Annotated in this window: 21 protein-coding genes; 11 read left to right on the top strand and 10 right to left on the bottom strand. The window is 65.9% G+C overall.

Annotated features, from left to right (window positions below):
• Positions 1-109: 109 nt before the first annotated feature.
• Positions 110-1,150 carry a S26 family signal peptidase gene (locus CV102_RS05140; protein ID WP_148856821.1) on the bottom strand — a complete coding sequence of 347 codons (1,041 nt, stop codon included), beginning with the start codon at positions 1,148-1,150 and terminating at the stop codon, positions 110-112.
• Positions 1,151-1,246: 96 nt separating this feature from the next.
• On the opposite strand from CV102_RS05140, the gene CV102_RS05135 reads away from it, so the two are divergent.
• Entirely contained in the window at positions 1,247-2,788 is a 1,542-nt protein-coding gene (locus CV102_RS05135; protein ID WP_148856820.1) for a DNA-directed DNA polymerase II small subunit, read from the top strand.
• On the opposite strand, the gene CV102_RS05130 is transcribed toward CV102_RS05135, so the two are convergent.
• Entirely contained in the window at positions 2,781-3,224 is a 444-nt protein-coding gene (locus tag CV102_RS05130; RefSeq protein WP_148856819.1) for a hypothetical protein, read from the bottom strand. The two genes, CV102_RS05135 and CV102_RS05130, sit on opposite strands and share 8 nt — an antisense overlap.
• 222 nt (positions 3,225-3,446) lie before the next feature.
• Here CV102_RS05130 and CV102_RS05125 point away from each other — a divergent pair, with 222 nt between their 5' ends.
• The 4 genes from CV102_RS05125 to CV102_RS05110 all read left to right on the top strand — a co-directional run bounded on the left by CV102_RS05125 (position 3,447) and on the right by CV102_RS05110 (position 7,401).
• Positions 3,447-4,625 (top strand): aspartate kinase, encoded by a 1,179-nt coding sequence (locus CV102_RS05125; RefSeq protein WP_148856818.1) that lies wholly within the window; start codon positions 3,447-3,449, stop codon positions 4,623-4,625.
• 286 nt (positions 4,626-4,911) lie between these two features.
• On the top strand, positions 4,912-5,058 hold the full coding sequence (locus CV102_RS05120) for a DUF1328 family protein (protein ID WP_148856817.1): 147 nt from the start codon (positions 4,912-4,914) through the stop codon (positions 5,056-5,058).
• 247 nt (positions 5,059-5,305) lie between these two features.
• Positions 5,306-6,652, top strand: a complete 1,347-nt coding sequence (locus CV102_RS05115) for a tryptophanase (protein WP_148856816.1) — start codon at positions 5,306-5,308, stop codon at positions 6,650-6,652.
• Between the two features lie 131 nt (positions 6,653-6,783).
• A complete protein-coding gene (locus tag CV102_RS05110) occupies positions 6,784-7,401 on the top strand; it encodes a CHRD domain-containing protein (RefSeq protein WP_148856815.1) in 618 nt (205 codons plus the stop codon).
• Positions 7,402-7,510: 109 nt separating this feature from the next.
• Here CV102_RS05110 and CV102_RS05105 read toward each other — a convergent pair whose 3' ends face one another.
• Complete coding sequence (locus CV102_RS05105; RefSeq protein ID WP_148856814.1) at positions 7,511-7,873, bottom strand: hypothetical protein; 363 nt, start codon at positions 7,871-7,873, stop codon at positions 7,511-7,513.
• A 74-nt stretch (positions 7,874-7,947) separates the two neighbouring features.
• Complete coding sequence (locus CV102_RS05100; protein WP_148856813.1) at positions 7,948-8,364, bottom strand: GNAT family N-acetyltransferase; 417 nt, start codon at positions 8,362-8,364, stop codon at positions 7,948-7,950.
• Between the two features lie 230 nt (positions 8,365-8,594).
• Between CV102_RS05100 and CV102_RS05095 the strand changes: the two genes are divergently transcribed.
• From CV102_RS05095 to CV102_RS05080, 4 genes are read left to right on the top strand one after another with little or no spacing between them, the layout of a single operon-like run.
• Positions 8,595-9,530: a substrate-binding domain-containing protein gene (locus CV102_RS05095; RefSeq protein ID WP_148856812.1), complete on the top strand. Its 936-nt coding sequence runs from the start codon at positions 8,595-8,597 to the stop codon at positions 9,528-9,530.
• Positions 9,531-9,542: 12 nt separating this feature from the next.
• Positions 9,543-10,259, top strand: a complete 717-nt coding sequence (locus tag CV102_RS05090) for an ABC transporter permease (protein WP_148856811.1) — start codon at positions 9,543-9,545, stop codon at positions 10,257-10,259.
• Positions 10,256-11,023: an amino acid ABC transporter ATP-binding protein gene (locus tag CV102_RS05085; RefSeq protein ID WP_148856810.1), complete on the top strand. Its 768-nt coding sequence runs from the start codon at positions 10,256-10,258 to the stop codon at positions 11,021-11,023. Before CV102_RS05090 ends, CV102_RS05085 begins: the two co-directional genes overlap by 4 nt.
• Positions 11,024-11,054: 31 nt before the next feature.
• Entirely contained in the window at positions 11,055-11,786 is a 732-nt protein-coding gene (locus tag CV102_RS05080; RefSeq protein WP_148856809.1) for a TOBE domain-containing protein, read from the top strand.
• Between the two features lie 420 nt (positions 11,787-12,206).
• Here CV102_RS05080 and samp2 read toward each other — a convergent pair whose 3' ends face one another.
• Together samp2 and CV102_RS05070 are read right to left on the bottom strand one after the other, a co-directional pair.
• The gene (gene samp2, locus CV102_RS05075) at positions 12,207-12,431 is read right to left on the bottom strand and encodes a ubiquitin-like small modifier protein SAMP2 (protein WP_148856808.1); all 225 of its coding nucleotides are present in this window, start codon (positions 12,429-12,431) and stop codon (positions 12,207-12,209) included.
• 573 nt (positions 12,432-13,004) lie between these two features.
• Positions 13,005-14,093, bottom strand: coding sequence for a bactofilin family protein (locus tag CV102_RS05070; RefSeq protein ID WP_148856807.1), 1,089 nt, complete (start codon positions 14,091-14,093; stop codon positions 13,005-13,007).
• Positions 14,094-14,259: 166 nt separating this feature from the next.
• Between CV102_RS05070 and CV102_RS05065 the strand changes: the two genes are divergently transcribed.
• Positions 14,260-15,249, top strand: coding sequence for a replication factor C small subunit (locus CV102_RS05065; RefSeq protein ID WP_148856806.1), 990 nt, complete (start codon positions 14,260-14,262; stop codon positions 15,247-15,249).
• 12 nt (positions 15,250-15,261) lie between these two features.
• Here CV102_RS05065 and CV102_RS05060 read toward each other — a convergent pair whose 3' ends face one another.
• From CV102_RS05060 to CV102_RS05050, 3 genes are all read right to left on the bottom strand, one after another.
• Entirely contained in the window at positions 15,262-16,386 is a 1,125-nt protein-coding gene (locus tag CV102_RS05060) for a HAMP domain-containing histidine kinase (RefSeq protein WP_187432861.1), read from the bottom strand.
• 118 nt (positions 16,387-16,504) lie between these two features.
• Positions 16,505-17,200 (bottom strand): hypothetical protein, encoded by a 696-nt coding sequence (locus CV102_RS05055; protein WP_148856805.1) that lies wholly within the window; start codon positions 17,198-17,200, stop codon positions 16,505-16,507.
• The gene (locus tag CV102_RS05050) at positions 17,197-17,877 is read right to left on the bottom strand and encodes a hypothetical protein (RefSeq protein ID WP_148856804.1); all 681 of its coding nucleotides are present in this window, start codon (positions 17,875-17,877) and stop codon (positions 17,197-17,199) included. Before CV102_RS05050 ends, CV102_RS05055 begins: the two co-directional genes overlap by 4 nt.
• A gap of 248 nt (positions 17,878-18,125) precedes the next feature.
• On the opposite strand from CV102_RS05050, the gene alaS reads away from it, so the two are divergent.
• A complete protein-coding gene (alaS, locus tag CV102_RS05045; RefSeq protein WP_148856803.1) occupies positions 18,126-20,906 on the top strand; it encodes an alanine--tRNA ligase in 2,781 nt (926 codons plus the stop codon).
• Positions 20,907-21,057: 151 nt separating this feature from the next.
• Here alaS and CV102_RS05040 read toward each other — a convergent pair whose 3' ends face one another.
• Positions 21,058-22,044 (bottom strand): acetamidase/formamidase family protein, encoded by a 987-nt coding sequence (locus tag CV102_RS05040; RefSeq protein ID WP_148856802.1) that lies wholly within the window; start codon positions 22,042-22,044, stop codon positions 21,058-21,060.
• Positions 22,045-22,213 lie beyond the last annotated feature (169 nt).

Genomic DNA, 22,213 nt, shown 5'->3' with positions numbered 1-22,213 from the left:
GAACCCCCTCGTTTCGACTCGAGAACACCTCTGAGCGACCGCTCTGGAACTCGAGACAGGGAAAATCGGACGGAACTGGGGATCGACGTTCTGGTACTCCCGACGGGTGTTACTCGCGGTGGAAACGGCCGGCGGCCATCGCGACGCCGGTTCCGGTTGCGGCGAGGCCCGTCGCACCGATTCCGCCGGCGACGACGTGTTCGTCGGACACGCCTGGCCCGTTCTCGAGCGAACTGCTGACCGTTTCGATCGTCGGCTGCGGCGCGACGAGTTCACCCAGGATCGAGTCGAAGGTCAAACGGACGTAGCCGAGCCATGGGATCCGGAAGGTCGCCTTTCCGGTGACCCACTCGGGCTGGACGACGTCGGTCTGTGCGCCGGGACCCTGCTGGTACTGATCGTAGTAGGGGTTGGCGTCACCCTTCGTGATGAAGCCGTCGTGGGTGGCGGGACAGGTCTGGATCTCGTTGCAGTTGGCTCCCGCGACGTACTCTTCGTCCGCTTTGGTGTCGACCCAGTTCTCACCCTCGTCGACCCAGAAGTGGGCGCGATGTATCACGGGTGTCTGGAACTCGTTACCGTTCGGTTTGAAGATGATGACGTCACCCGACTTTCCGAACTTCTCGTGGTCCTGTCCGTCCTCGAGGGTGACGACGCCGGTCTCTCCGGCGGGGTCGTCACCGACGAAGCGGTCGTCCGCGACGACGAAGATGAGATCACCCTTCTCCATGTTCGGTTCCATACTGCCGCTTTCGACGGCGACCAGCGGTGGCCAGATGCCACTGACCGCAAAGAGGAGGAGTCCGACGACCACGACGATGGCGACGCTGCCCAGGACGTCGCGTACCAGGACGGCCGAGTCATCGTTCGTCTTGAGGAACCAGCGGAGGACCCCATCGTCCTCGATCGAGACGGTAGCGCCGTCGCCGCTGTCTGCGCGCTCGCTGCGTGCGGGCGCGTTCCCCTGCGCGCCGTCGGGGCCGTCCTGACGGGTCGCGTCTGCGGACGTCTCGTTCCGGTCGGGAGACGGCGCTCTCCCGTGATCCGGATCGCCGGTCCCGTCCGATCGGTCGTCGTGCGGATCGTGGCGGCTGGACTCACCGGTGTTATCGCTGCTGTCGTCGACGTCTCCGGGGTCGGGGCCGCTCATCGTCCCGTCTTATTCCGGGACCGGCAATCAAGGTTCTGTTCGCCGTACCGATCTGCATCCGCTATCCTTTTGCCCCCGGTCACGAATGCGAGGCGTGTGCCACTCGAGGGGCCCGCCCGGATCGTCAGCGAACTCACGAGCCGCGGCTACAACGCCGAACGCGAGGCGGTAACCCGAATCGCGTCCGCGGACGACCCGGCGGCGACGCTCCAGCGCGTCATCGAGGGACTTCCGTCGGACGCGCTGGTCGTTCGCCTCGAGCACGTCGAATCAGTGCTGGACGATCTGAGCGAGTCGGACCCTCCGTCCTCGCCGGCCGACACCCCCACTTCAACTGGAGCTCAGAAGACGAATACACAGTCCACTGCAGGCGGTAGTCCAGTTGAAACGAAGGGGGTGTCGAAGGGTGCCGGACGGTCGTCGGATCCCGACGAACGCTCGCTCGAGATCGTCGGCGACATGACCGGAGAGAGTACGGGTACGGGGGAGTACGGCGACTTCGTTTCGGTGTTCCGGGACCGACTCGAGCGACTGGGATCGAAGCTTCGCGGCCGCGTCAATCACCGGCCGGCGACGGCTATCCAGTCGATGCCCGGCGGCAGTGACGTCGCGATGGTCGGTCTGGTCAACGACGTTCGGTCGACGGCGAGCGGTCACTGGCTGATCGAACTCGAGGACGCCACCGGGACCTTCCCGTGGCTGGTGATGAAGGATCGTGAGTACGCCGACCTCGTCGACGAACTGCTCTGTGACGAAGTGTTGGCGATGGAGGGAACGCTCGCCGACGACTCGGGGATCGCGTTCGTCGACTCGATGTACTTCCCGGACGTTCCGCGGACGCACGAACCCTCGACCGCCGATCGCCACGTGCAGGCGGCGCTCATCAGCGACGTCCACGTCGGCAGTCAGGAGTTTATGGGTGACGCCTGGAACCGCTTTGCCGACTGGCTCCACACGGAGCAGGCCCAGCACGTCGAGTACTTGCTCATTGCCGGTGACATGGTCGAGGGCGTCGGCATCTATCCGAACCAGGACGAGGAACTCGACGTCATCGACATCTACGAGCAGTACGAACTGTTCAACGAGCATCTCAAACGGGTCCCGGGCGACATCGAGATCGTCATGATTCCCGGTAACCACGACGCGGTCCGCCTCGCCGAACCCCAGCCCGGGTTCGACGAGGAGCTTCGAGAGATCATGACCGCCCACGACGCGCGCATCGTGAGCAACCCGTCGACGGTGACGCTCGAGGGCGTCTCTGTCCTGATGTATCACGGCGTTTCGCTCGACGAAGTGATCGCGGAGCTCCCGGAAGAGAAGGCGAGCTACGACGATCCCCACAAGGCGATGTACCAGCTCCTGAAGAAACGCCACGTTGCGCCGCAGTTCGGCGGTCACACTCGACTCGCACCCGAAGAACGGGACTACCTCATCATGGAGGAGGTTCCGGACATCTTCCATACGGGCCACGTTCACAAGCTCGGCTTCGGAAAGTACCACAACGTGCTCGCGATCAATTCCGGCTGCTGGCAGGCCCAGACGGACTTCCAGAAGAGCGTCAACATCGATCCCGACGCCGGCTACGCGCCCATCGTCGATCTCGACACGCTCGACGTCACGGTCCAGAAGTTCAGCTAGCGGGGTCCAGTCGGAACCGAACCGTCGAGGCGCCTTCGAACTGCGGTCCCCGTCCTCGTCTCTCGAATCCCAACTCCTCAGCGGCGTCCTCGATCGGGCCGGCACCGGATGCGATCAGAACCTCGACGGCCATCGACTCGCGTTCGGCGAACCGAACCGGTTCGGCGAGCAGTCGTTTGCACGCTTCGGGGGTTCCGTCGAGTTGCGTGACGTGAACGGTGTCCTCGCGGGCGTCGAAACTGACGAATCCGAGCAGATCCTCGGGATCCGAGCCGCTGTACTGCGACTCCGAGACGTCCGCGTTCGGATCGTGGGTTCCGTCCTCTGCGACGCGCACCGTTCGGTCGTGAACCAGATTTCGCATCACGTCGGTGGGTGAGTCGGCGATCGCCGCCAGCGCGTCGGCGTCGGCCTCGAGTGCGTCCCGTACGTTCATTGGAATGTGGTAATGACACGCACGAACATAAATCCAGTCGGCGCTTTCGGTAGAAGAGGGTACTGTCACGACTGTCGTCGCTCGAGAGTCGCTGCGCGACGGCGCAACCGGACGCGACTACGGGTAAAAATGCGGACGATGAGACACAGTTATCTGCTCGCTCTTGCAACCACCTGCCATGAGTCAATACACCAGCGCGCTTCCCCTCAGTGAGGTGCCAGCATGCGCGTCGTAGCGAAGTTCGGCGGAACGAGTCTCGGCAGCGGTGACCGAATCAACCGCGCCGCGGACTCGATCGCGGCTGCCGTCGAGGACGGTCACGAGATCGCCGTCGTCGCGAGCGCGATGGGATCGACCACCGACGACCTGCTCGACGAGATCACCTTCGACACCGACGAGGCCGACCGCGCCCAGATCGTCAGCATGGGCGAGCGGACCTCGGTCCGGATGCTCAAGGCCGCGCTGACGGCCCGCGACGTCGAGGCGACGTTCCTCGAGCCCGGCAGCGAGAACTGGCCCATCGTCACCGACGAGTACGGCGAGGTCGACGTCGAGGAGACCCAGCGCCGCGCGTTCGAGGTCGCCGAAGATCTCGACGAGACGGTGCCGGTGATCACCGGGTTCCTCGCCGAGGGACCGGACGGCTCGATCACGACGCTCGGCCGCGGGGGGAGTGACACGACTGCGGTCATGATGGGCAAGTACATGGACGCCGACGAGGTCGTCATCGTCACCGACGTCGAGGGCGTCATGACCGGCGATCCCAACGTCGTCGAAGGTGCCCGAAACGTCGGCGAGATTTCCGTCGACGAGCTCCGGAACCTCTCGTTCCGCGGCGCCGAGGTCGTCGCCCCGTCCGCGCTCTCCTACAAGGGCGGAAAGCTCGACGTCCGCGTCGTCCACTACCAGCACGGCGACCTCCTCTCGGGCGGGACGAGCATCGAGGGCGAGTTCCAGAACCTGGTCGACCTTCGCGAGCGGCCACTGGCCTGTCTGACGGTCGCAGGCCGTGCGATCCGCAACCAGCCCGGGGTCTTCAACCACCTCTCGAAACCGCTCAGCGAGAGCGACATCAACGTCGACGCCGTCGCGAGTGGACTCGACAGCGTCACGTTCTACGTCGACGAGGAGGAGGCCGAACGCGCCGAGAACATTCTCCATCGCGAGGTCATCGCGCGCGACGAACTCTCGAGCGTTACCGTCGACGAGTCCCTCGCAGTCGTTCGCGTCACCGGCGGCGAACTCCCCAACCAGCCGGGGATCATCAGCGACATCGTCAACCCGCTGGCAGAGGCACGAATCAACGTCCACGACATCATCACGAGCGCGACCAGCGTCGCGCTCTTCGTCGACTGGGACGACCGGGAGCGGACGCTCGAGTTGACACAGGACCTCTTCTGATACTGCCGAACAGAACTATTTGAAGATCGATCGCTCGGACGCGGCCGTCTCCAGCGGCGACGGTCGCTACTTCGCGATCGACTTCTCATTGACTTCTGTCCGACAGTATGAACGGGAGCGACCGACGTTTCTCGGATCTCCTCGGTCACGGTTACGGGAAAATGCCGCTGAAGCCGGTCTTCCGGGATCCAACGCGGCTCTACCGCCGAATTTCTGGCGGCCGAACCGCTCTCGAGTGGCAGTTTCAGGCTCAACGCACTTTTATCATCCCGCCGAAAGTCGATGTATGTTAGAACTCGCAATACTGTTCTTCGTCATCGCACTGATCGCTGCCGCGGTCGGTGCGACCGGCGTCGCAGGCGTCTCGATGACGATCGCCAAGTGGCTCGTGCTCGCGTTCCTGGTACTGGCCGTGCTGTCGCTCCTGCTCTGATAGCAGGCGGGAGCCTGCGGTCCGATCGCGGACCGCCGTCCCGAGCGACGCTACGAGTCACCCGCTAAACACGCTGCGGATGCCGTTCGTTTTTCACGCCGATCACTGACCCGTAGCGTGCCGTTTTGCTCATTACTGGCGGCATTCGCACAGCGAGTCCCACATCGAGTCGCCGATGGAGCGCTCGTGACGTTCGTGCCCAGGACCTCTCACTCGAGTTGAACTGTCTGGCTCACGAACCCATCCTATGGTCGGTTACAAGTCGAAACTGGTCGAACAGATCCGGCTCCCATCGCGAGCGCAGCGAGAGCGAGCCCTCGAGGAGGCAGGGTACAACGTCTTCAATCTCCCCTCGGACGACGTGTTCGTCGATCTGCTCACCGACAGCGGAACGGGCGCGATGAGCGACGAACAGTGGGCGGCACTGATCCGAGGTGACGAATCGTACGCGGGGTCGCGGAGCTTTGAGGAACTCGAGTCCGCCGTCGAGGAGGTGATGGGATTCGAACGCGTGGTGCCGGCTCACCAGGGACGAGGAGCGGAGAACGTCCTCTACGGAACGCTGGTCTCGGAGGGCGACGTCGTCCCGAACAACACGCACTTCGACACGACGCGCGCTCACATCGCCAACCAGGGAGCGGAGCCGGTCGACTGTCCGGTCGACGACGCCACCGACCCGGATGCGGAGGGGCCATTCAAAGGGAACTTCTCGATCGAGCGGGCCCGTGCGGTCGTCGACGAGTACGGCGCCGAGCGGGTTCCGGTCGTCGTTCAGACGATCACGAACAACTCCACGGCGGGCCAGCCGGTCTCCGTCGAGAACACGCGCCGCGTCCGGGAGTTCGCGGACGAGATCGGCGCGACGTTCGTCATCGACGCCTGCCGGTTCGCCGAGAACGCCTACTTCGTCACCCAGCGGGAGGCCGAGTTCTCGGACGTCTCGGTCGCCGCGGTCGCCCGCGAACAGCTTCCCCTCGCCGACGCGCTCGTGATGAGCGGCAAGAAAGACGCCCTGTCGAACGCCGGCGGCTTCGTCGCGACCGACGACGAACGGCTGTACGAGCGGTGCAAGCAGCGAGCGATCCTCTACGAGGGATTCCCGACCTACGGCGGGATGGCCGGCCGTGACGTCGCGGCGATGGCGGTCGGGCTCCGCGAGGCCGTCGACGAGGCCTACGTCGCCGACCGCGTCGAGCAGATTCAGGAACTCGCCTCGATGCTCGAGTCGGTCGGCGTTCCGATGTACACGCCCGCGGGCGGACACGCGGTCTACCTCGACGCCGGTGCGCTCTTCTCGCACCTCGACCCCGAGCAGTTCCCCGGACAGGCCCTGGTCTGCGAACTTTACCGTGAAGGCGGCGTTCGGGGGGTCGAACTCGGGAGATTCGCGTTCCCCGGCACCGACCGACCCGAACTCGTCCGACTCGCCGTCCCGCGACGGATGTACCACCGAGAACACTTAGAACACGTCGCCGAGACCGCTGCTGCAGTCCTCGAGCGCCGCGAGGAAGTCTCCGGTCTCGAGATCGTCAGCGAGCCAGAGATGGAGGAGATCCGCCACTTCACGGCGACGCTCGAGCCGATCACGTCCTAACGCCGTCGACGTGAAGCACCGGCTGTAGGTGGATCGTACGCGGTTGTACGGCGGCCGTACCACGGGTTGTTCACTGTATGTGAACGAAAACTATGGTGGGGTCGCCCGACGCTCGTTCCAGGTGTCGATCGATGACTGATACGGATTCGACTCGACGAACAGCGCTCAAACTCCTCGGCGTCGGAGCCGTCGCGACCGCGGGCTCCGGCCTCGTCGCGGCGACTCACCACGACGACGAGAAACCGGATCACGACGACGCCGAGAAGAAAACCGAGAGCGTGGACGACCACCTCGAAAAGGCCGACGTCCACGGCCTCTACGTCGCGCGACTGCTGCCCCAGGAGGGCGTCGAAACGGACGCGAGCGGGCTCGCCGTCTTCCAGCACCGTGACGACGAACTGACGTTCGCGCTCACGCTCGCGAACATCGAGAACACGTTCATGTCGCACGTCCACGAGGACGAGCCCCTCGGACCCGTCGCGGTCTGGCTACACGACTTCGAGACGCAGGACGAGGAACTCGTCGAGGGGCCGTTCACCGGCCTGCTGGACGCGGGAACGATCACCGACGACGTCATTCAGGCGGGACGCGTTCCAGAGGCCGAGTCCCAGACCGTCCAGCAACTGGTCGAAAAGATCGAAGCGGGCGAGACGTACGTCAACGTCCATACCGAGGAGTATCCGGGCGGTGAGCTCGCGGGCCAGATCGAGCCGTTCGACGTGCGCCAGCTTCACGATCTTCGGTTGTAACAGAGTGCTCTCCGCTACTCGGGCGCTTTCCGCTATTTCTGGCACGCAGCGGTACCCCTCGTCGATGCTGACTGGTGTAAAAAAAATCGCTCGCGATCAGACGGACGGGCTATCGGCCCGAAATCGCGTCCTTCGCCCGGTCGCGGAACGTGGGTTCCGGCTCGGGCTCTCCACCGAACTGCCGCTTCGCGAGGGAACGGACGCCCTCCTTCGCCGCGTCGGATTCCGCGACGCCGGCCAGCCAGTCGGGCACCTGCGATTCGATTTCCTCTCGTTTCTCCGCTTTGAGCTGACTGTACTTCTGGAGCGCTACGCCGACGCCGATGAACAGGGCGGCGTCGACCAGTTCCGTCCGAAACCGTTCCCGATCCTTCCGTACCGCGATTGCCTTTACGAGCGAGATAACGCCGATCGCGAGGTACAGCTTCGCACTCTTCGACGGGTCACCGCTGAGCATCCGTTGTATCGCCATGCGAAGCCCTGTACCACGTTCTCGGTGTTAAAGTTCCGCCGGCAACGGACGGCTTCCGTCACGACTCCTCCTCGTTACGACTCCTTTCCCGCCACGACGACGCCGCGATGTCGCTGGTCGTCGATCGGCTCGATCGCGAAGCCGAGTGTCTCGTAGAACGGGCGGACGCCGTCGTCGAACCGTGCCGTGAGCCGACACTCTCGCTCGAGCGCGCGTTCGACCAGCGTTCGCCCGATACCGCGTCCCCGGTGGCGACGCCGGACGCTGATCGCCGAGACGTGCGCGCCGCACTCACGGGGCTCGAGGACGAGCGCACCGAGAATCCGCTCCGACGTTCCGTCGACTCCCCCGCTTCCGCCGCGGTGGTCGCCGGCGACGAGGACGTCGTCGGCGTCGATCCGCGCTTCGACGTCGCCGGGGTCGAGCATCGCGCCGTCGAGGATCCGCCGAACCTCGAGCGCGTCGTCGGGTGTCGCCGTCCGGACGTACATCGTACGACGATTAGGCGTTGCGAGCAAACAACTCATCGGTCCCGGGTCAGCCTACTACGTCGCTACGGATTGGCGTCGCCGTACTGTAACGTGATCCAGTTATCGTTTGCAGAGCATTTCGTTGGAACACTCTCCTACAACCGGACGACGCGGAAGGCGAGTTTGGTTGAAACTGAATGTGGTTACTTCCCACCCAAAGCTATTTGCCGATTCGGTGGGTCGTGATATCCATGGCGATACAACGCCGCCGGTTCCTCGCGGTAGCCGGGAGCGGCGTCGCCGCTGGGTTTGCCGGCTGTGCGGCCGTGAGCGACGGTAACGGCGACGAAGGCGACGGCGGACCGGCGATCAGCGGCGAGAGCATCACGCTCACGACGACGACGAGCACCTACGATACGGGTCTGCTCGACGAGGTGAACCTCTCGTTCGAGGAGCGATACGGTGTGGGCGTCGAGACGGTTTCCGAAGGGACCGGTGCCGCGCTCGAGCACGCACGAAACGGCGACTCGGACGTCGTGATGGTTCACGCCCGCTCGCTCGAGGACGAGTTCATCGAGGACGGGTACGGCGTCAACCGCCGCGATCTCATGTTCAACGATTTCGTCGTCGTCGGCGAGTCGGACGATCCGGCGGGGATTTCGGGTGCGGAGGAGATCACCGAGGCGTTCGAGGAGATCGCCGCGACGGAGTCGACGTTCCTCTCGCGCGGCGACGAGTCCGGGACGCACACGAAGGAACTCGAGATCTGGGACGCCGCCGGCGTCGACGAGTTCGGCGAGTGGTACCAGGAACGAGGACAGGGAATGGGAGAAGTGCTCAGCCAGACCAATCAGGGCGGGGGCTACACGCTCGCCGACCGCGGGACGTATCTCTCCATGCAGTCGGATATCGACCTCGAGATCCTCGTCGAGGGGCCGATCGAGGGAGGTCCGGAGCTGCTCGCGAATCCGTACGGAATCGTCGCGGTTAACCCCGCCGTCCACGAGAACGTCGAGTATGACCTCGCGATGGCGTACATCGGCTATCTCACGAGCGTCGAGGGCCAGAAGATCATCGCGGAGTACGCCGTCGACGGCGAACAGCTGTTCTTCCCCGAGGCGCTGGCCGAGGAGCCGAACTTCCAGCAGTACGTGCCGGAGGACTGGGAGAGAACGACCGACGACTGATACGCGATAGGGATGATACCTGGAACCGGAGCGTTGCACCCGCTGCTGATCGAGTTCCCCTTCGAGTGGACGTACATCCGGAGTATCGTCTACGTCTCGCTGTACGTGAGTCTTATCGCGGTCGCGTTGAGCACGCTGTGTAGCCTCCCAGTCGCACTCTTGCTCGGCTTCAAAGAGTTTCGGGGCAAGCAGTTGCTCACCTCGATCATCAACACCGGGATGGGGTTTCCGAGCGTCGTCGTGGGTCTCGTCGTCCTCTTCGCCGTTTCGAACCAGGGACCGCTGGGCTCGTTCGAACTCGTCTTCACCCGCGAGGCGATGATCATGTCGCAGTTCGTCCTCGCCGCACCGGTCATCACGGGCGTCAGCCTCGCGGCCGTCTCGAGCGTCGATCAGGGCGTGCGCGACGCGGCGTTCGCGATCGGCGGCACGCGGCTCGACGTCGCGCTCGTCACGATCAAAGAAGCCAGATACGGCATCGCGACGGCGGTCCTCGCGGGCTTCGGTCGGGCGATCAGCGAGGTCGGCTCCGTCCTCATCGTCGGCGGGAACATCGCCGGACCGGAGGGCGAATCCTACACCCGAACTCTCACGACGGCGATCCAGCTCGAGGCCCGACAGGGACGGTTCGAGACCGCGATGATCCTCGGAGCGTTGCTCGTCGTCCTGGTACTGCTCGTCAACGCCATCGTCGTCCGGCTGGGAAGCGACTCCGGGGGGCTCCGATGACGCTCGACGTTACCGACGTTCACCACGGATACAACGGTGATCCGGTCTTCGAGGAGGTCTCGCTGTCGGTGTCGCCGGGCGAGGTCGTCGCGATCATCGGTCCCTCGGGCGTCGGCAAGTCGACGCTGCTGCGCCTGCTCGCGCTGTTCGAGCGCCCGGATCGAGGACGGATCGAGTACGACGGGACCGACGTCTGGGCGGCCCCGGAGCGCCGGCGGCTGGCGTGTCGCCGACGGATCGGCATGGTGTTCCAGACGGCGAACCTGTTCGACGCGAGCATCCGCCGGAACGTCGAGTACGGGCTTCGCGTCCGTCGTTCGTGGCTCGAGCGCCTCAAATGGCACCTCGAGCGCCTCACCGGTGAGGCACCCGGAACGGGGGAGACCCTCGAGGCGCTCGACGTCGTCGGCCTCGCCGACAGCGCGACCCAGAACGCCGCGTCGCTGTCGGGCGGCGAGGCCCAGCGCGTCGCGTTCGCTCGCGCGCTCGCGTACGATCCCGACGTCCTGTTGCTCGACGAGCCGACCTCCGACCTGGATCCGCGGAACACGGCCGTCATCGAGGACGCCGTGCTCGAGGCGCGTGACCGGGAGATCGGCGTCGTCGTCGCGACCCACGACATGAACCAGGCCGAGCGCGTCGCCGATCGGGTCGCGGTCCTGCTCGGCGACGGCATCATCGAAGTCGGCGAGACGGCGACGATCTTCGAGGCCCCGCGGGACGAACGCACCCGGAAGTTTATCGACGGCGAACTGATCTACTGAGAACGAACCACGCGACTACACGGAGACACCAATGGGCATCGAGAAGGACTTCAGCACGAAACTCTCGGCCGGCGACGTCACGATCGAGCGCCGCGACATCGAGATGCTCGAGGCGATCGACCGACAGGGATCCATGCACGGGGCGGCCGAAGAGCTGGGACGGTCCTACGCGCGGCTCCAGAACCGGATCGTCGAACTCGAGGCGGAAGTCGGCCAGCTCACGGAGCGCCAGCGCGGCGGACGCGGCGGCGGTGGAACCAGGCTGACGGACACCGCCCACGAGCTTCGCCGACGGTTCGACCGCCACGCGACCGAACTCGACGGCGTGGCGACGGTCACCGAGTCGGTGTTCACGGGGACCGTCGACGAGCGAACCGGCGAACTCGCGACCGTCGAGACGGCCGCCGGCCCCATCGTCGCGCTGGCTCCGCCCGGAGTCCGCGAGGTCCAGATCAGCGTCCGCTCGGACGCCGTCGTCCTGACCGATCCGGACGAGACGCCCGAACCGGACGGGACGAGCCTCCGGAACCGCTTCGCCGGAACGGTGACAGCCGTCGAGCCCGGCGAGGAGATCGCCAGCGTGACGCTCTCACTGGCGGAGGACGAGGCCGGAGACGGAAACGGGAATGGGAACGGGGACGCCGACCTCGAGGCCCTCGTCACGCGCTCGAGCCGCGAGCGCCTGGGGCTCGAACCCGGCCGATCCGTCGTCGCCTCGTTCAAGGCGACGGCGGCGAGGGGGACGCGACTCGACTCACAGTAGCTTTCATCGAATAACACCGCGTACGGGCGGACTATGTCTCACCGTGGGCTAACCATCCTTCGCTGGGGTGGCGCGCGCTGTCGACTGGCCGAGCGCAAGCGAGGGCGGTCGACGACACTGCGCGAGGGACGAACGAGCGGAGCGCGGCGCGGAGCGCCGCGGAGCGGCGAACGGCCAGCCGCCGTGAGCCCGCCAGCGAGTGAGTCGGCTGGGGAGGGTGTGGCCATCCCCTGTGTTCGTGCGAGCAGAACCTGTTTCTGTAATCATCACCGCAAAAGCCCTGGCCCTTTTCATTCCCACCCGGCAGCGGTTGGCCCGTATGCAGACTCAACGCCGGTCGTTCAGTGTACGTACGTACCGAATCAACCGATTCAGATTCGAGTCGAAGACTGTATACTGAAACCGCGTTCCCAGCTACTGCTAGTGAGTGCCGCCCTTGATCAACCGCAGCACCGTCACGTGCTCGCTCTCGACCGGCTGATCCTCGGGGACGGGTCGCCCGTCGACCAGGACGCTCACCTCGTGGGGACTGAGGTCGACCTCGCGGAGCAGGTCCGCGTAGGTCGGCTCCGGCGCGTCGGTCGCCACCTCCCCGAGCGCGAGTTCGTGGCTTCCCTCGCCCTTGACGTCGACGGTGACGTGCATGGTCGTCGTTACTCGAGTGTGGACTTGAGGGCGTCGACTGTCGGAGGATCTCGAGACCGTCTGACCACGGCTCCGATACGTGCAAATGCATACCGAACTTTTTCCGCCTCGGGTTCGCTCGCGTCGCTCGGAACCACTCGGCGCAAAAACATCCTCAGAAATCGAAGATTTCTGATGGGCCCGCAAGCGCGGAGCGCTTGCGGACTTCGATGAAAAAGGCCGCCTGCGCGGACTTCGTCCGCTCCGGCGGTGAACCGCTCGCTTCGCTCGCGAATGCAGACTGTGATATCTAGTTGCCCTAAACATACCAATACCTTCAGCTGGATACTCCTACTGGCACCGGGGAATCTCCACGTCCTCCCCAACCGATTCGTTCGCTCACGGGTCGTTCCTCCCCGTTCGCTCACTCATCCCTCGCACGGCGTCGACCTATCGCTCGCTGTTCGCTCGCGATAGCCCAGCACGCGCCACCGCGATGTGTTCGATCGGTTCGAGTTAGGTGATGGTTCGTCACACACAGTAGTCGTACGTGGGTCCGCGTACCGAGCGCTGGCAGAGCGGGATCGATTCCCGTTAGTCGCTCGCGGGGCCGCCGGGTTCGACGCCGCTGGGCCGGTCGCGCTCGCGCTCCTGGATCACCCGCCGGTGACCGTACAGTCCCATCGAGAGCGCGCCGAGGCCGAGCAGGAAGATCACGAAGTTGAGAAGCCCGCCGACGAAGGGAATCTGTCCGAGAAGCGCACCGCCGAGGAGACCGACGACGAGCGCGAGCCACCTATTTTCGAGGTCGGCGTACGAGAGGAGCCACGCGGCGACGGCGAACCGGCCGTAGACGACGCCGATCCACACCAGGAGCGCGAACAGGAACGCGCCGACGACGGTGACGGGAATCCCGATGATCGTAATCGCGATCGCGACCAGCAGGATCGGCACGCCGACGAGCACGCCCAGACCCGCGAGACCGGTTCTGACGGGATCGGTCGCGACGCGGCGGGCGACGCCGTCCGAGAACCGGGGGAACAGCGCGAGCAGTATCGCACCGAGAAGCAGATTCAGCACGAATGCGTAGACCGCGAAGAGCCACTCGGCGAACGGCTGGACGGTCGGCTCGAGGCCGACGCCGATCCGCGAATCCTCCGTGATCTCGCCGGCAACCGCGTCGGTGTTCCCCTCGAGGGTCCCACCGTACCGGAGGTCGCCGTCGATGGCCGCGTTCTCGCCGAGCCGGATCGTCTCCGCCCCGATCGCCGCGTCGCCTGCGATCGTGCCGTCGATCTCGACGGTTCCGGCGCCGGCCTCGAGCGAGCCGCCGATCGTCGCGTCCTCGGCGACGACGAAGTTGCCGCCGGCGCCGCTGACGTCGCCGTCGACGGTGCCGGTGATTTCGACGTTGCCGGACACGGCCTCGACGTCGCCGCCGACCTCGCCGTCGATCTGGACGTTGCCCGCGAACGCGCTGACGTCTCCGGTGACGGTGCCCCGGACGATTACGTTGCCCGCGAAGGCTTCGACCTCGTCGACCGTTTCGCCCTCTTCGACGACGATCGTTCCGCCGGCTCGCTCGTCAGACTGGGCGGCGACTGACGCTGGCATCGTACCCAGAAGGACGACGACGAGCAGAGCGATCGCGACTCGCGCTCCGATGGACGTTCGAAACCCCATACACACCGCACATCGTGTGAGATGAAAAACATGTGTCCCACCCGTCTCCGATTAAAACAGTTCGATCGCGGTTCCGGACGGAGTGACTGGCTCGGCGGCCACTCCGTGGGCTGTCTCGAGCACGCCCTTCGGGCGATTTATCTGCCGGCCGCCCCTTGCGAGCGGTATGAGCGAGGCCGACGCCGAGGCGGTGGAGCCGACACCCGGCAAGACCGAGGTCTGGATCGAGAAGTACCGGCCGGAGCGACTCGACGAGATCAAGGGCCACGAGAATATCGTGCCGCGACTGCAACGCTACGTCGAGCAGGGGGACCTCCCCCACCTCATGTTTGCGGGGCCAGCCGGAACCGGCAAGACGACCGCAGCACAGGCCATCGCCCGCGAGGTCTACGACGACGACTGGCGCGAGAACTTCCTGGAACTCAACGCCTCCGACCAGCGCGGGATCGACGTCGTCCGCGACCGGATCAAGGACTTCGCGCGCTCCTCGTTCGGCGGCTACGACCACCGCATCATCTTCTTAGACGAGGCCGACGCGCTGACCAGCGACGCCCAGTCCGCGCTGCGCCGGACGATGGAGCAGTTCTCGAACAACACGCGCTTCATTCTCTCGTGTAACTACTCGAGCCAGATCATCGATCCCATCCAGTCGCGGTGTGCGGTCTTCCGCTTTACTGAACTCACCGAGGACGCCGTCGAGGCCCAGGTCCGGGAAATCGCAGACACCGAGGGCATTCAGGTCACGGACGACGGCGTCGATGCACTGGTGTACGCCGCCGACGGCGACATGCGGAAGGCGATCAACGCCCTGCAGGCCGCGGCCGTGATGGGCGAAACCGTCGACGAGGAGACGGTGTTCGCGATCACCTCCACCGCCCGCCCCGAGGAGGTCGAGGAGATGGTCCAGCACGCCATCGACGGCGACTTCACCGCCGCCCGCGCCGCACTCGAGGACCTCCTGATGGAACGCGGCCTCGCCGGCGGCGACGTCATCGACCAGCTTCACCGCTCGGCGTGGCAGTTCGACCTCCCCGAACAGGCCACCGTTCGGCTGCTCGAGCGACTCGGCGAAGTAGACTACCGGATCACCGAGGGTGCGAACGAACGGCTGCAACTCGAGGCGATGCTGGCGTCGCTGGCGCTCGAGAACGAATAATCGCGACTGCGATCACCGCTCGAGTTCGAATTCCGAATCGAGCGCAGACCGGATTGAGGTGCTGCCGAACGCGTTCTCCCAGTCGACCGTCGTCCCAGTGATATCGACGCGCGTCCCACCCTCGTCGCTCTCGCCGATCGACACCGACCAGCCGTGGGCGTTGGCGATCCGGCCGACGAGCGCGAGGTCGTCGCCGCGCTCGAGACGTTTCTCCCCTTCCGACTCCAACGGTGGGTCGCCGTCGTCGCCGACAAAAAACCCGTTCGAACTCGCACCGACGTGAATCGTCATTGGCTCGGGGCCCCTGCCCGCGGAGCCGCTCCGCAGGAACAGTCGTTCGAGCAGGTCCGCGAGCCGTTCCTTGTCGGCTTCGAGCACTCGATCCTCCTCGAGGTGGAGGGTTCGATCGTTCGGCTCGTCCAGTCGCGCCCAGGCGCGGCGGGCGATATCGTGCAGGGCGACGGGTTCGACCGCGGCGATCACGTCTCGTCGCCGCGAGAGGGTCGATAGCGCGTCGAGCGACTCTCCGAGCCGTTCGTGAGCGGCCTCGACCGCCGCGACGTGGTCAGGGTCGTTCGTCTCCCGCGCAATTTCGAGGTAGCCCTGGGCGAGGCTGAGCCGCTCGCGAAGGTCGCCGTCGACGAGTCGATCGATTTCCTCGAGTCGGTCGCGCTGAGCGGCGAGCACCCGTTTGCGGTGCGTTCGGTCAGTCCCGCCGGCGGACTCGGTAGCCGTTTCGTCCCCGCTGCTGGCTGACGGTCGTTCGTCGGACGCCGGTTCGTGGGAGACCCAACGAATCTCGTCGGCGAGGTGAACCGTCGATCGGTCGCCGTCGCGGCGGACGTAGCCCTCGATCCCGTCGGTCGCGCGGGCGGTCGTCGGCGCGTAGCTCGGGTCGGCGTAGAGCACCAGCGGAGTATCGTCGCAGGCGTCGACGACCTCGAGCAGGTGCGAACCCTCTGCGGTCGTCGGCGTCTCGGCGAAGACGACGCAGTCGGCGGCGGGCGCCCGCTCGCGGATCGCGTCGAGCGAGACGGCCGGCGCGACCGAGATATCGGACGCGGCCCGCTCGAGAGCGGCGGCTCCCTCGAGGGCGTCCGATTCGGTGGCTGCGACGTACAGGACGATAGTCGTCATGGCGATGCGGAAGACGCGTCCGTTGTCACGTACTGCGAGTCAACGGTCGCAAATAGTTACTGGTCAGGGAGCTGTCGCGCCGACGGTCGGACGGCCGAGCGGAACGACCGATCGTCGGCTACGACTCCGCTCGCTCGCTCGCGACTCGCGACGCGACCGCGGCACGGAGCGTCGCCTGCCAGTAGGCGCCGACGACGCCGACGGACACGAGCCAGCAGACCGCAAACGGCAGATACCACTCGAGGCTGCGCGGCGGGACGGTCCCGGCGAACCGGGCGACGCCGACCGCGGCGACGGCCAGTATCATCGTGACGAATAGCTGTTGTGAGCCGGCCGCGTCGCCGCGGGCACCCCGCCAGGGGCGCAGCGAGCCCGTTTGCCGGACGTCGGTCGCGAGCAACGCGAGTGCGCTCGCCGCAGCGCCGACGGTCAGCGCGATCGCCGCGTCGACTCCGAGGACGTACCGGCCGGCGGCGATGTCCCCGAGGAAGACCGGAACCAGCGGCAGCCCGAACGAGACCGCCGGCCCGCCGTTCCAGGCCGCATAGCAGAACGGGACGACCGTGATCGTCGCGGTCGCGAGCGCGATGAGCACCGTACTGACCGCGTCGAACCGCGGCGTCACCGTCTCGAGCGGCGTGTCGCCGATCGTGATTGTCGTTCCCGCGTAGCTGACGCCGAAGAGACCGACCAGGACGGCCAGATAGGCGGCGACGACCGCCGTTCGACGCCGCTCGAGGCCGACCAGCGGATGCTCGAACTCGGTCCCGCCGGGAAGGCGTCGGCCGAACACGCGGCGATCGTCGGTACTCACGGGTCGTCCTCCGTAACGACGGTCGCGAACCCGTCGTGGTCGCGCTGGTCGTTGTCGAGATCGATCGCGGTCGGGGTGACGGCCCAGCCGGCGGCGTCGAAGATCGCCGCGACCGCCTCGCGGCCGCGTTCGTAGGAGGCGATCCCGTGTTTCGGTCGGGCACCCGTATCCTCGTGGGCCTGCATGGAGACGACACCCTCGAACGACCAGCAGCGAACGTGGAGGCGGCCGCTGGTCCCGTAGTAGGTTTCGGCAGCCGTCGCCTCCTGGCGGACGTAGCGCCCCGTCGTCCGATCCCGAGCGTAGCGGGTGTACTCTTCGGGTCGGCGGAGCCAGCCGTCGTCGGTGAGAACGTCCATGACGCGCTCGAGACCCGCCTCGTCCGTCTCGGCGGCCGGGAGGAGGACGACGTTGATCGGGGCCGTCGCGACGAACGCCTCGCGGTCGGTGCCATCGGCGTCGTCGGCGGGCCGGTACTGGTAGCGCGCGACCGGCGTCTCGTCCTCGTCGGTGATCGGCCGATCGGTCCATCCGTCCACGGGGGCCGGCGCCGCGGTTCCCTCGACCGTCCGATCGATCGACGTTCCGTCGGGCGGCGGCGGCAATGCGAGGACGGCGACGAGCGTGCCGACCCCGGCAACCCCGCCGCTCCGTAGCAGGGATCGTCTCGTCGACACCGTTAGACACCCCCCGTCCGTGACCGCACCGACCGTTCCACCTCTTCGCGGCGAGACCGTTTCCCCAGCACCGTATCACCAATATTGTTACCAGAAAAACACTTCACACGATATATATTTTCCGAAGAGAACGACAGCGCCGGACGAAACGCGGTCGTTCGTGAGATCGGGTTCGGTCGTGTCGGCTGATTTCCCCGAAATGGCCGTTGCGGAACTATTTTACCCGCTGCACGGCCAACACATGGGTAATGAGCGAACTGGAGGAAGAGTACCGCCTCGAGTACTTCGAGGAGGAAGGGTTCGAGCGCAAGGAGTGTCCCTCCTGTGGTGCGCAGTTCTGGACGCGCGACCACGAGCGGGAGACCTGTGGTGAGCCACCCTGCGAGGAGTACGACTTCATCGGGAACCCCGGCTTCGACGAGGAGTACAGCCTCGAGGAGATGCGAGAGACGTTCCTCTCCTTTTTCGAGGACCACGACCACGAGCGGATCGAGCCGTACCCTGTCGCGGCGAACCGCTGGCGGGACGACGTCCTGCTGACGCAGGCGTCGATCTACGACTTCCAGCCGCTGGTGACGAGCGGGGAGACGCCGCCGCCGGCCAACCCGCTAACCATCAGCCAGCCCTGTATCCGAATGCAGGACATCGACAACGTCGGGAAGACGGGCCGACACACGATGGCCTTCGAGATGATGGCCCACCACGCGTTCAACGCGCGCGAAGATCTCGAGGATCCGGAGCAGTACGCCTACGAGGGCGAGGTCTACTGGAAGGATCGGACCGTCGAACTCTGCGACGAGTTCTTCGCCTCGATGGGCGTCGACCTCGAGGAAGTCATCTATATCGAGGATCCGTGGGTCGGTGGCGGCAACGCCGGGCCCGCGATCGAGGTCATCTTCAAGGGCGTCGAACTCGCGACGCTCGTCTTCATGTGCATGGAGCAGGATCCCGACGGCGAGTTCGAGATGAAAGACGGGAACTCCTACTCCTACATGGACACCTACATCGTCGACACCGGCTACGGGCTCGAGCGGTGGGCCTGGGTGTCCCAGGGGACGCCGACCGTCTACGAGGCGATCTACCCCGACATGATCGAGTTCCTGAAGGGGAACGCCGAGATCGACCACACCGACGAGGAGTCCGAACTCGTCCACCGCGCCGCCAAACTCGCGGGCCACATGGACATCGACGAGGCCGAGGACATGGAGACCGCTCGCGGCGAGATCGCGAGCGAACTCGGCGTCGACGTCGACGACCTCGAGGAGCTGATGGAACCCCTCGAGGACATCTACGCGATCGCCGACCACTGTCGGACCCTCGCCTACATGCTCGGCGACGGGATCGTTCCCTCGAACGTCGGGACGGGTTACCTCACCCGGATGGTCCTCCGGCGGACGAAACGCCTCTGTGACAACGTCGGCGTCGACGCGCCGCTGGACGAACTCGTCGACATGCAGGCCGAACGGCTGGAGTACGAGAACCGCGACACGATTCGCGACATCGTCCGCACCGAGGTCGAAAAGTACCGCGAGACGCTCGAGCGTGGCGGTCGGCGGGTGGAGGCGCTCGCCGCCGAGTACGCGAAGAAGGACGCCTCGATCCCGACCGAAGAGCTGATCGAACTCTACGACTCTCACGGCATCCAGCCGGATATGGTCGAGGAGATCGCCGACGAGGCCGGCGCCGACGTCGACGTCCCCGACGACTTCTACAGCCTGGTCGCCGAGCGCCACGACACCGTCGAGTCGCTCGAGGAGGCAGCGTCCGACACGGACGCCCGGTTCGAGGATCTGCCGGAGACGGAGAAGCTCTACTACGACGACCAGCAACGCACGGAGTTCGAGGCCGTCGTTCTCGACGTCTTCGAGCGCGAGGACGGCTACGACGTCGTGCTCGATCAGACGATGTTCTACCCCGAGGGCGGCGGCCAGCCAGCCGACACGGGGACGCTCTCGACCGACGACACGAGCGTCGAGGTCACGGACGTCCAGACCGAAGACGGCGTGATCCTCCACCGGACCGACGCGGATCCGGGCAAAGGTGAGTTCGTTCGGGGCAAGATCGACGTCGAACGTCGCCGACAGCTGATGCGCCACCACACGGCGACCCACATCGTCATCCACGCCGCTCGGCAGGTTCTCGGCGAGCACATCCGCCAGGCGGGTGCCCAGAAGGGCGTCGACTCCTCGCGGATCGATATGCGCCACTACGACCGTATCTCCCGGGACGACGTCAAGCAGATCGAAAGCCGGGCGAACGAGATCGTGATGGACAACACGCCGGTCACCCAGGAGTGGCCCGACCGCCACGACGCCGAGAGCGAGCACGGCTTCGACCTCTACCAGGGCGGCATCCCGCCAGGCGAGCAGATCCGACTGATTCACGTCGACGAGGACGTCCAGGCCTGCGGCGGCACACACGTCGCTCGAACCGGTGAGATCGGGACGATCAAGGTGCTCTCGACCGAGCGGGTCCAGGACGGCGTCGAGCGAATCACGTTCGCCGCCGGCGAGGCAGCCATCGAGGCAACCCAGCGCAAGGAGGACGCCCTCTACGAGGCCGCGGAGGTGCTCGACGTCTCCCCCGAGGACGTTCCCGAGACGGCCGAACGCTTCTTCGAGGAGTGGAAGGGCCGCGGCAAGGAGATCGAGGACCTCAAGGAACAGCTCGCCGCGGCGCGGGCGGGCGGCGGTGGCGGCGGCGAGGAGGTCGAGGTCGGCGACACCACGGCGGTCGTCCAGCGGATCGACGCCGATATGGACGAGCTACGCGCGACCGCGAACGCGCTCGCCGAGGACGAAAAGATCGCCGTGCTGGGCAGCGGCCAGAGCGGCGCCCAGTTCGTCGTCGCCGTCCCCGACGGTGTCAACGTCAACGCCGGCGAGGTCGTCGGCGAACTCGCCGCGAAGGTCGGCGGCGGCGGCGGCGGCCCGGCGGACTTCGCCCAGGGCGGCGGCCCCAACGTCGACGATCTGGACGACGCGCTCGAGGACGCGCCGGACGTATTGCGGCAGATTCAGGACGCCTGATCGGTCGAGCCGTCGACCGCAGTTCGGCCTGCCGTCGCGTTCATACTGTCGAACGGAAGCCGATGAGAAGTCGATCGCGAAGTAGCGGCCGTCGCCGCTGGAGACGGCCGCGTCCGAGCGATCGATCTTCAAATAGTTCTGTCCGGCAGTATCAGGAGTCGCCGTTCTCTTGCTCCGGGAAGATACTCTCGGGAAGGTACGCCGAGACGACCCAGTTCGGCGCGTCGACGATCTCGTTGATCTTCAGGTCGACGGCGGCCGAACAGAGGATGTAGGCCTCGCCCCGCGTGAGGCCGCGCTCCTCGTGGAGGTGGTCGATCATGTGTCGCACTGCGAGCCGCGCCGCCTCCATCAGGTCGTCGGCGATGCCGGTCGTCCCGTACATCCGTTCGTCCTGCCCGGTCGGTGTGAACGGGCCGTCACTCTCGAACTGGGGTTGTTCGATTCCGGCGTCTTTCTTCAGTCCGAACCGGGCGGTGACGAACATCGGTGCCTCGATACCCGTCACGGAAACCTCGCCGTCGCCCTGGGCGGCGTGACAGTCGCCGATCGAGAACAGGGCGTCGTCGACCTCGACGGGGAGGTAGACGGTCGAACCCGCAGTCATGTGCTTGACGTCCATGTTCCCGCCGACGTCCCGCGGGGGAAGCGTCTCGTGTTCGCCCGGTTCGGCGGGTGCGACGCCGATGGTGCCCGGGAACGGGTCGAGAGGGACCTCGATCCCGTTTACGAAATGACCGACGTCGTCCTCGAGGTCCCAGATGTGGACGCCGGCCTCCGGGAACTCCTCGGGAAGGAGCCCGAGCCCCATCTCGCCCGGGAGAAAGCCGGTGTACCCCCAGCCCTTGTGCTGGAGACTGAGCAGTTCGACGACGAGCGCATCGCCCGGTTCGGCTCCCTCGACGGCGACGGGACCCGTCAGCGGGTGGACCGGGTCGAAGCTGACGTTCGAGAACTCCTCCGGACCGCACTCGATAGTCACCTGGCCGTCGACGGCGTCGCGACACTCGAACCGGACGACGTCTCCGGGCTCTACCGTGAGCACGGGGTCGAGGCTGTTGTCCCACGCGTTGTGGATGTTTTGATCGGCATCGCTGAGGGAGTAGTCGACGCGGTGTCCGTGATGTTGTCTCGCCATACCGTCTCACGGTACGCCGTTACCGAAAATAAGTGCAGGCGTCTCCCGTAATCGACGTGTCACGACCGTGCCGATCGACCGTCCGGCGTGGTAGCTCTCGCTGGCGACGGTCGACGATCTGCTCGTCGTCCGACGACGTCCGGAACGTACAGTGCGTCCCGGATGACGT

Source organism: Natronococcus pandeyae (assembly GCF_008122205.1).
In the GTDB taxonomy this organism is placed as follows: Archaea; Halobacteriota; Halobacteria; order Halobacteriales; family Natrialbaceae; genus Natronococcus; species Natronococcus pandeyae.
This window is presented reverse-complemented; position numbering and strand designations above follow the sequence as displayed.

What these genes read in the sequence shown, in the direction of transcription:
- CV102_RS05140 (WP_148856821.1), bottom strand. Translation starts at nt 1,150, where the DNA reads ATGAGCGGCCCCGACCCCGGAGACGTCGACGACAGCAGCGATAACACC.
- CV102_RS05130 (WP_148856819.1), bottom strand. Translation starts at nt 3,224, where the DNA reads ATGAACGTACGGGACGCACTCGAGGCCGACGCCGACGCGCTGGCGGCG.
- CV102_RS05125 (WP_148856818.1), top strand. Translation starts at nt 3,447, where the DNA reads ATGCGCGTCGTAGCGAAGTTCGGCGGAACGAGTCTCGGCAGCGGTGAC.
- CV102_RS05120 (WP_148856817.1), top strand. Translation starts at nt 4,912, where the DNA reads ATGTTAGAACTCGCAATACTGTTCTTCGTCATCGCACTGATCGCTGCC.
- CV102_RS05115 (WP_148856816.1), top strand. Translation starts at nt 5,306, where the DNA reads ATGGTCGGTTACAAGTCGAAACTGGTCGAACAGATCCGGCTCCCATCG.
- CV102_RS05110 (WP_148856815.1), top strand. Translation starts at nt 6,784, where the DNA reads ATGACTGATACGGATTCGACTCGACGAACAGCGCTCAAACTCCTCGGC.
- CV102_RS05105 (WP_148856814.1), bottom strand. Translation starts at nt 7,873, where the DNA reads ATGGCGATACAACGGATGCTCAGCGGTGACCCGTCGAAGAGTGCGAAG.
- CV102_RS05100 (WP_148856813.1), bottom strand. Translation starts at nt 8,364, where the DNA reads ATGTACGTCCGGACGGCGACACCCGACGACGCGCTCGAGGTTCGGCGG.
- CV102_RS05095 (WP_148856812.1), top strand. Translation starts at nt 8,595, where the DNA reads ATGGCGATACAACGCCGCCGGTTCCTCGCGGTAGCCGGGAGCGGCGTC.
- CV102_RS05090 (WP_148856811.1), top strand. Translation starts at nt 9,543, where the DNA reads ATGATACCTGGAACCGGAGCGTTGCACCCGCTGCTGATCGAGTTCCCC.
- CV102_RS05085 (WP_148856810.1), top strand. Translation starts at nt 10,256, where the DNA reads ATGACGCTCGACGTTACCGACGTTCACCACGGATACAACGGTGATCCG.
- CV102_RS05080 (WP_148856809.1), top strand. Translation starts at nt 11,055, where the DNA reads ATGGGCATCGAGAAGGACTTCAGCACGAAACTCTCGGCCGGCGACGTC.
- samp2 (WP_148856808.1), bottom strand. Translation starts at nt 12,431, where the DNA reads ATGCACGTCACCGTCGACGTCAAGGGCGAGGGAAGCCACGAACTCGCG.
- CV102_RS05070 (WP_148856807.1), bottom strand. Translation starts at nt 14,093, where the DNA reads ATGGGGTTTCGAACGTCCATCGGAGCGCGAGTCGCGATCGCTCTGCTC.
- CV102_RS05065 (WP_148856806.1), top strand. Translation starts at nt 14,260, where the DNA reads ATGAGCGAGGCCGACGCCGAGGCGGTGGAGCCGACACCCGGCAAGACC.
- CV102_RS05060 (WP_187432861.1), bottom strand. Translation starts at nt 16,386, where the DNA reads ATGACGACTATCGTCCTGTACGTCGCAGCCACCGAATCGGACGCCCTC.
- alaS (WP_148856803.1), top strand. Translation starts at nt 18,126, where the DNA reads ATGAGCGAACTGGAGGAAGAGTACCGCCTCGAGTACTTCGAGGAGGAA.
- CV102_RS05040 (WP_148856802.1), bottom strand. Translation starts at nt 22,044, where the DNA reads ATGGCGAGACAACATCACGGACACCGCGTCGACTACTCCCTCAGCGAT.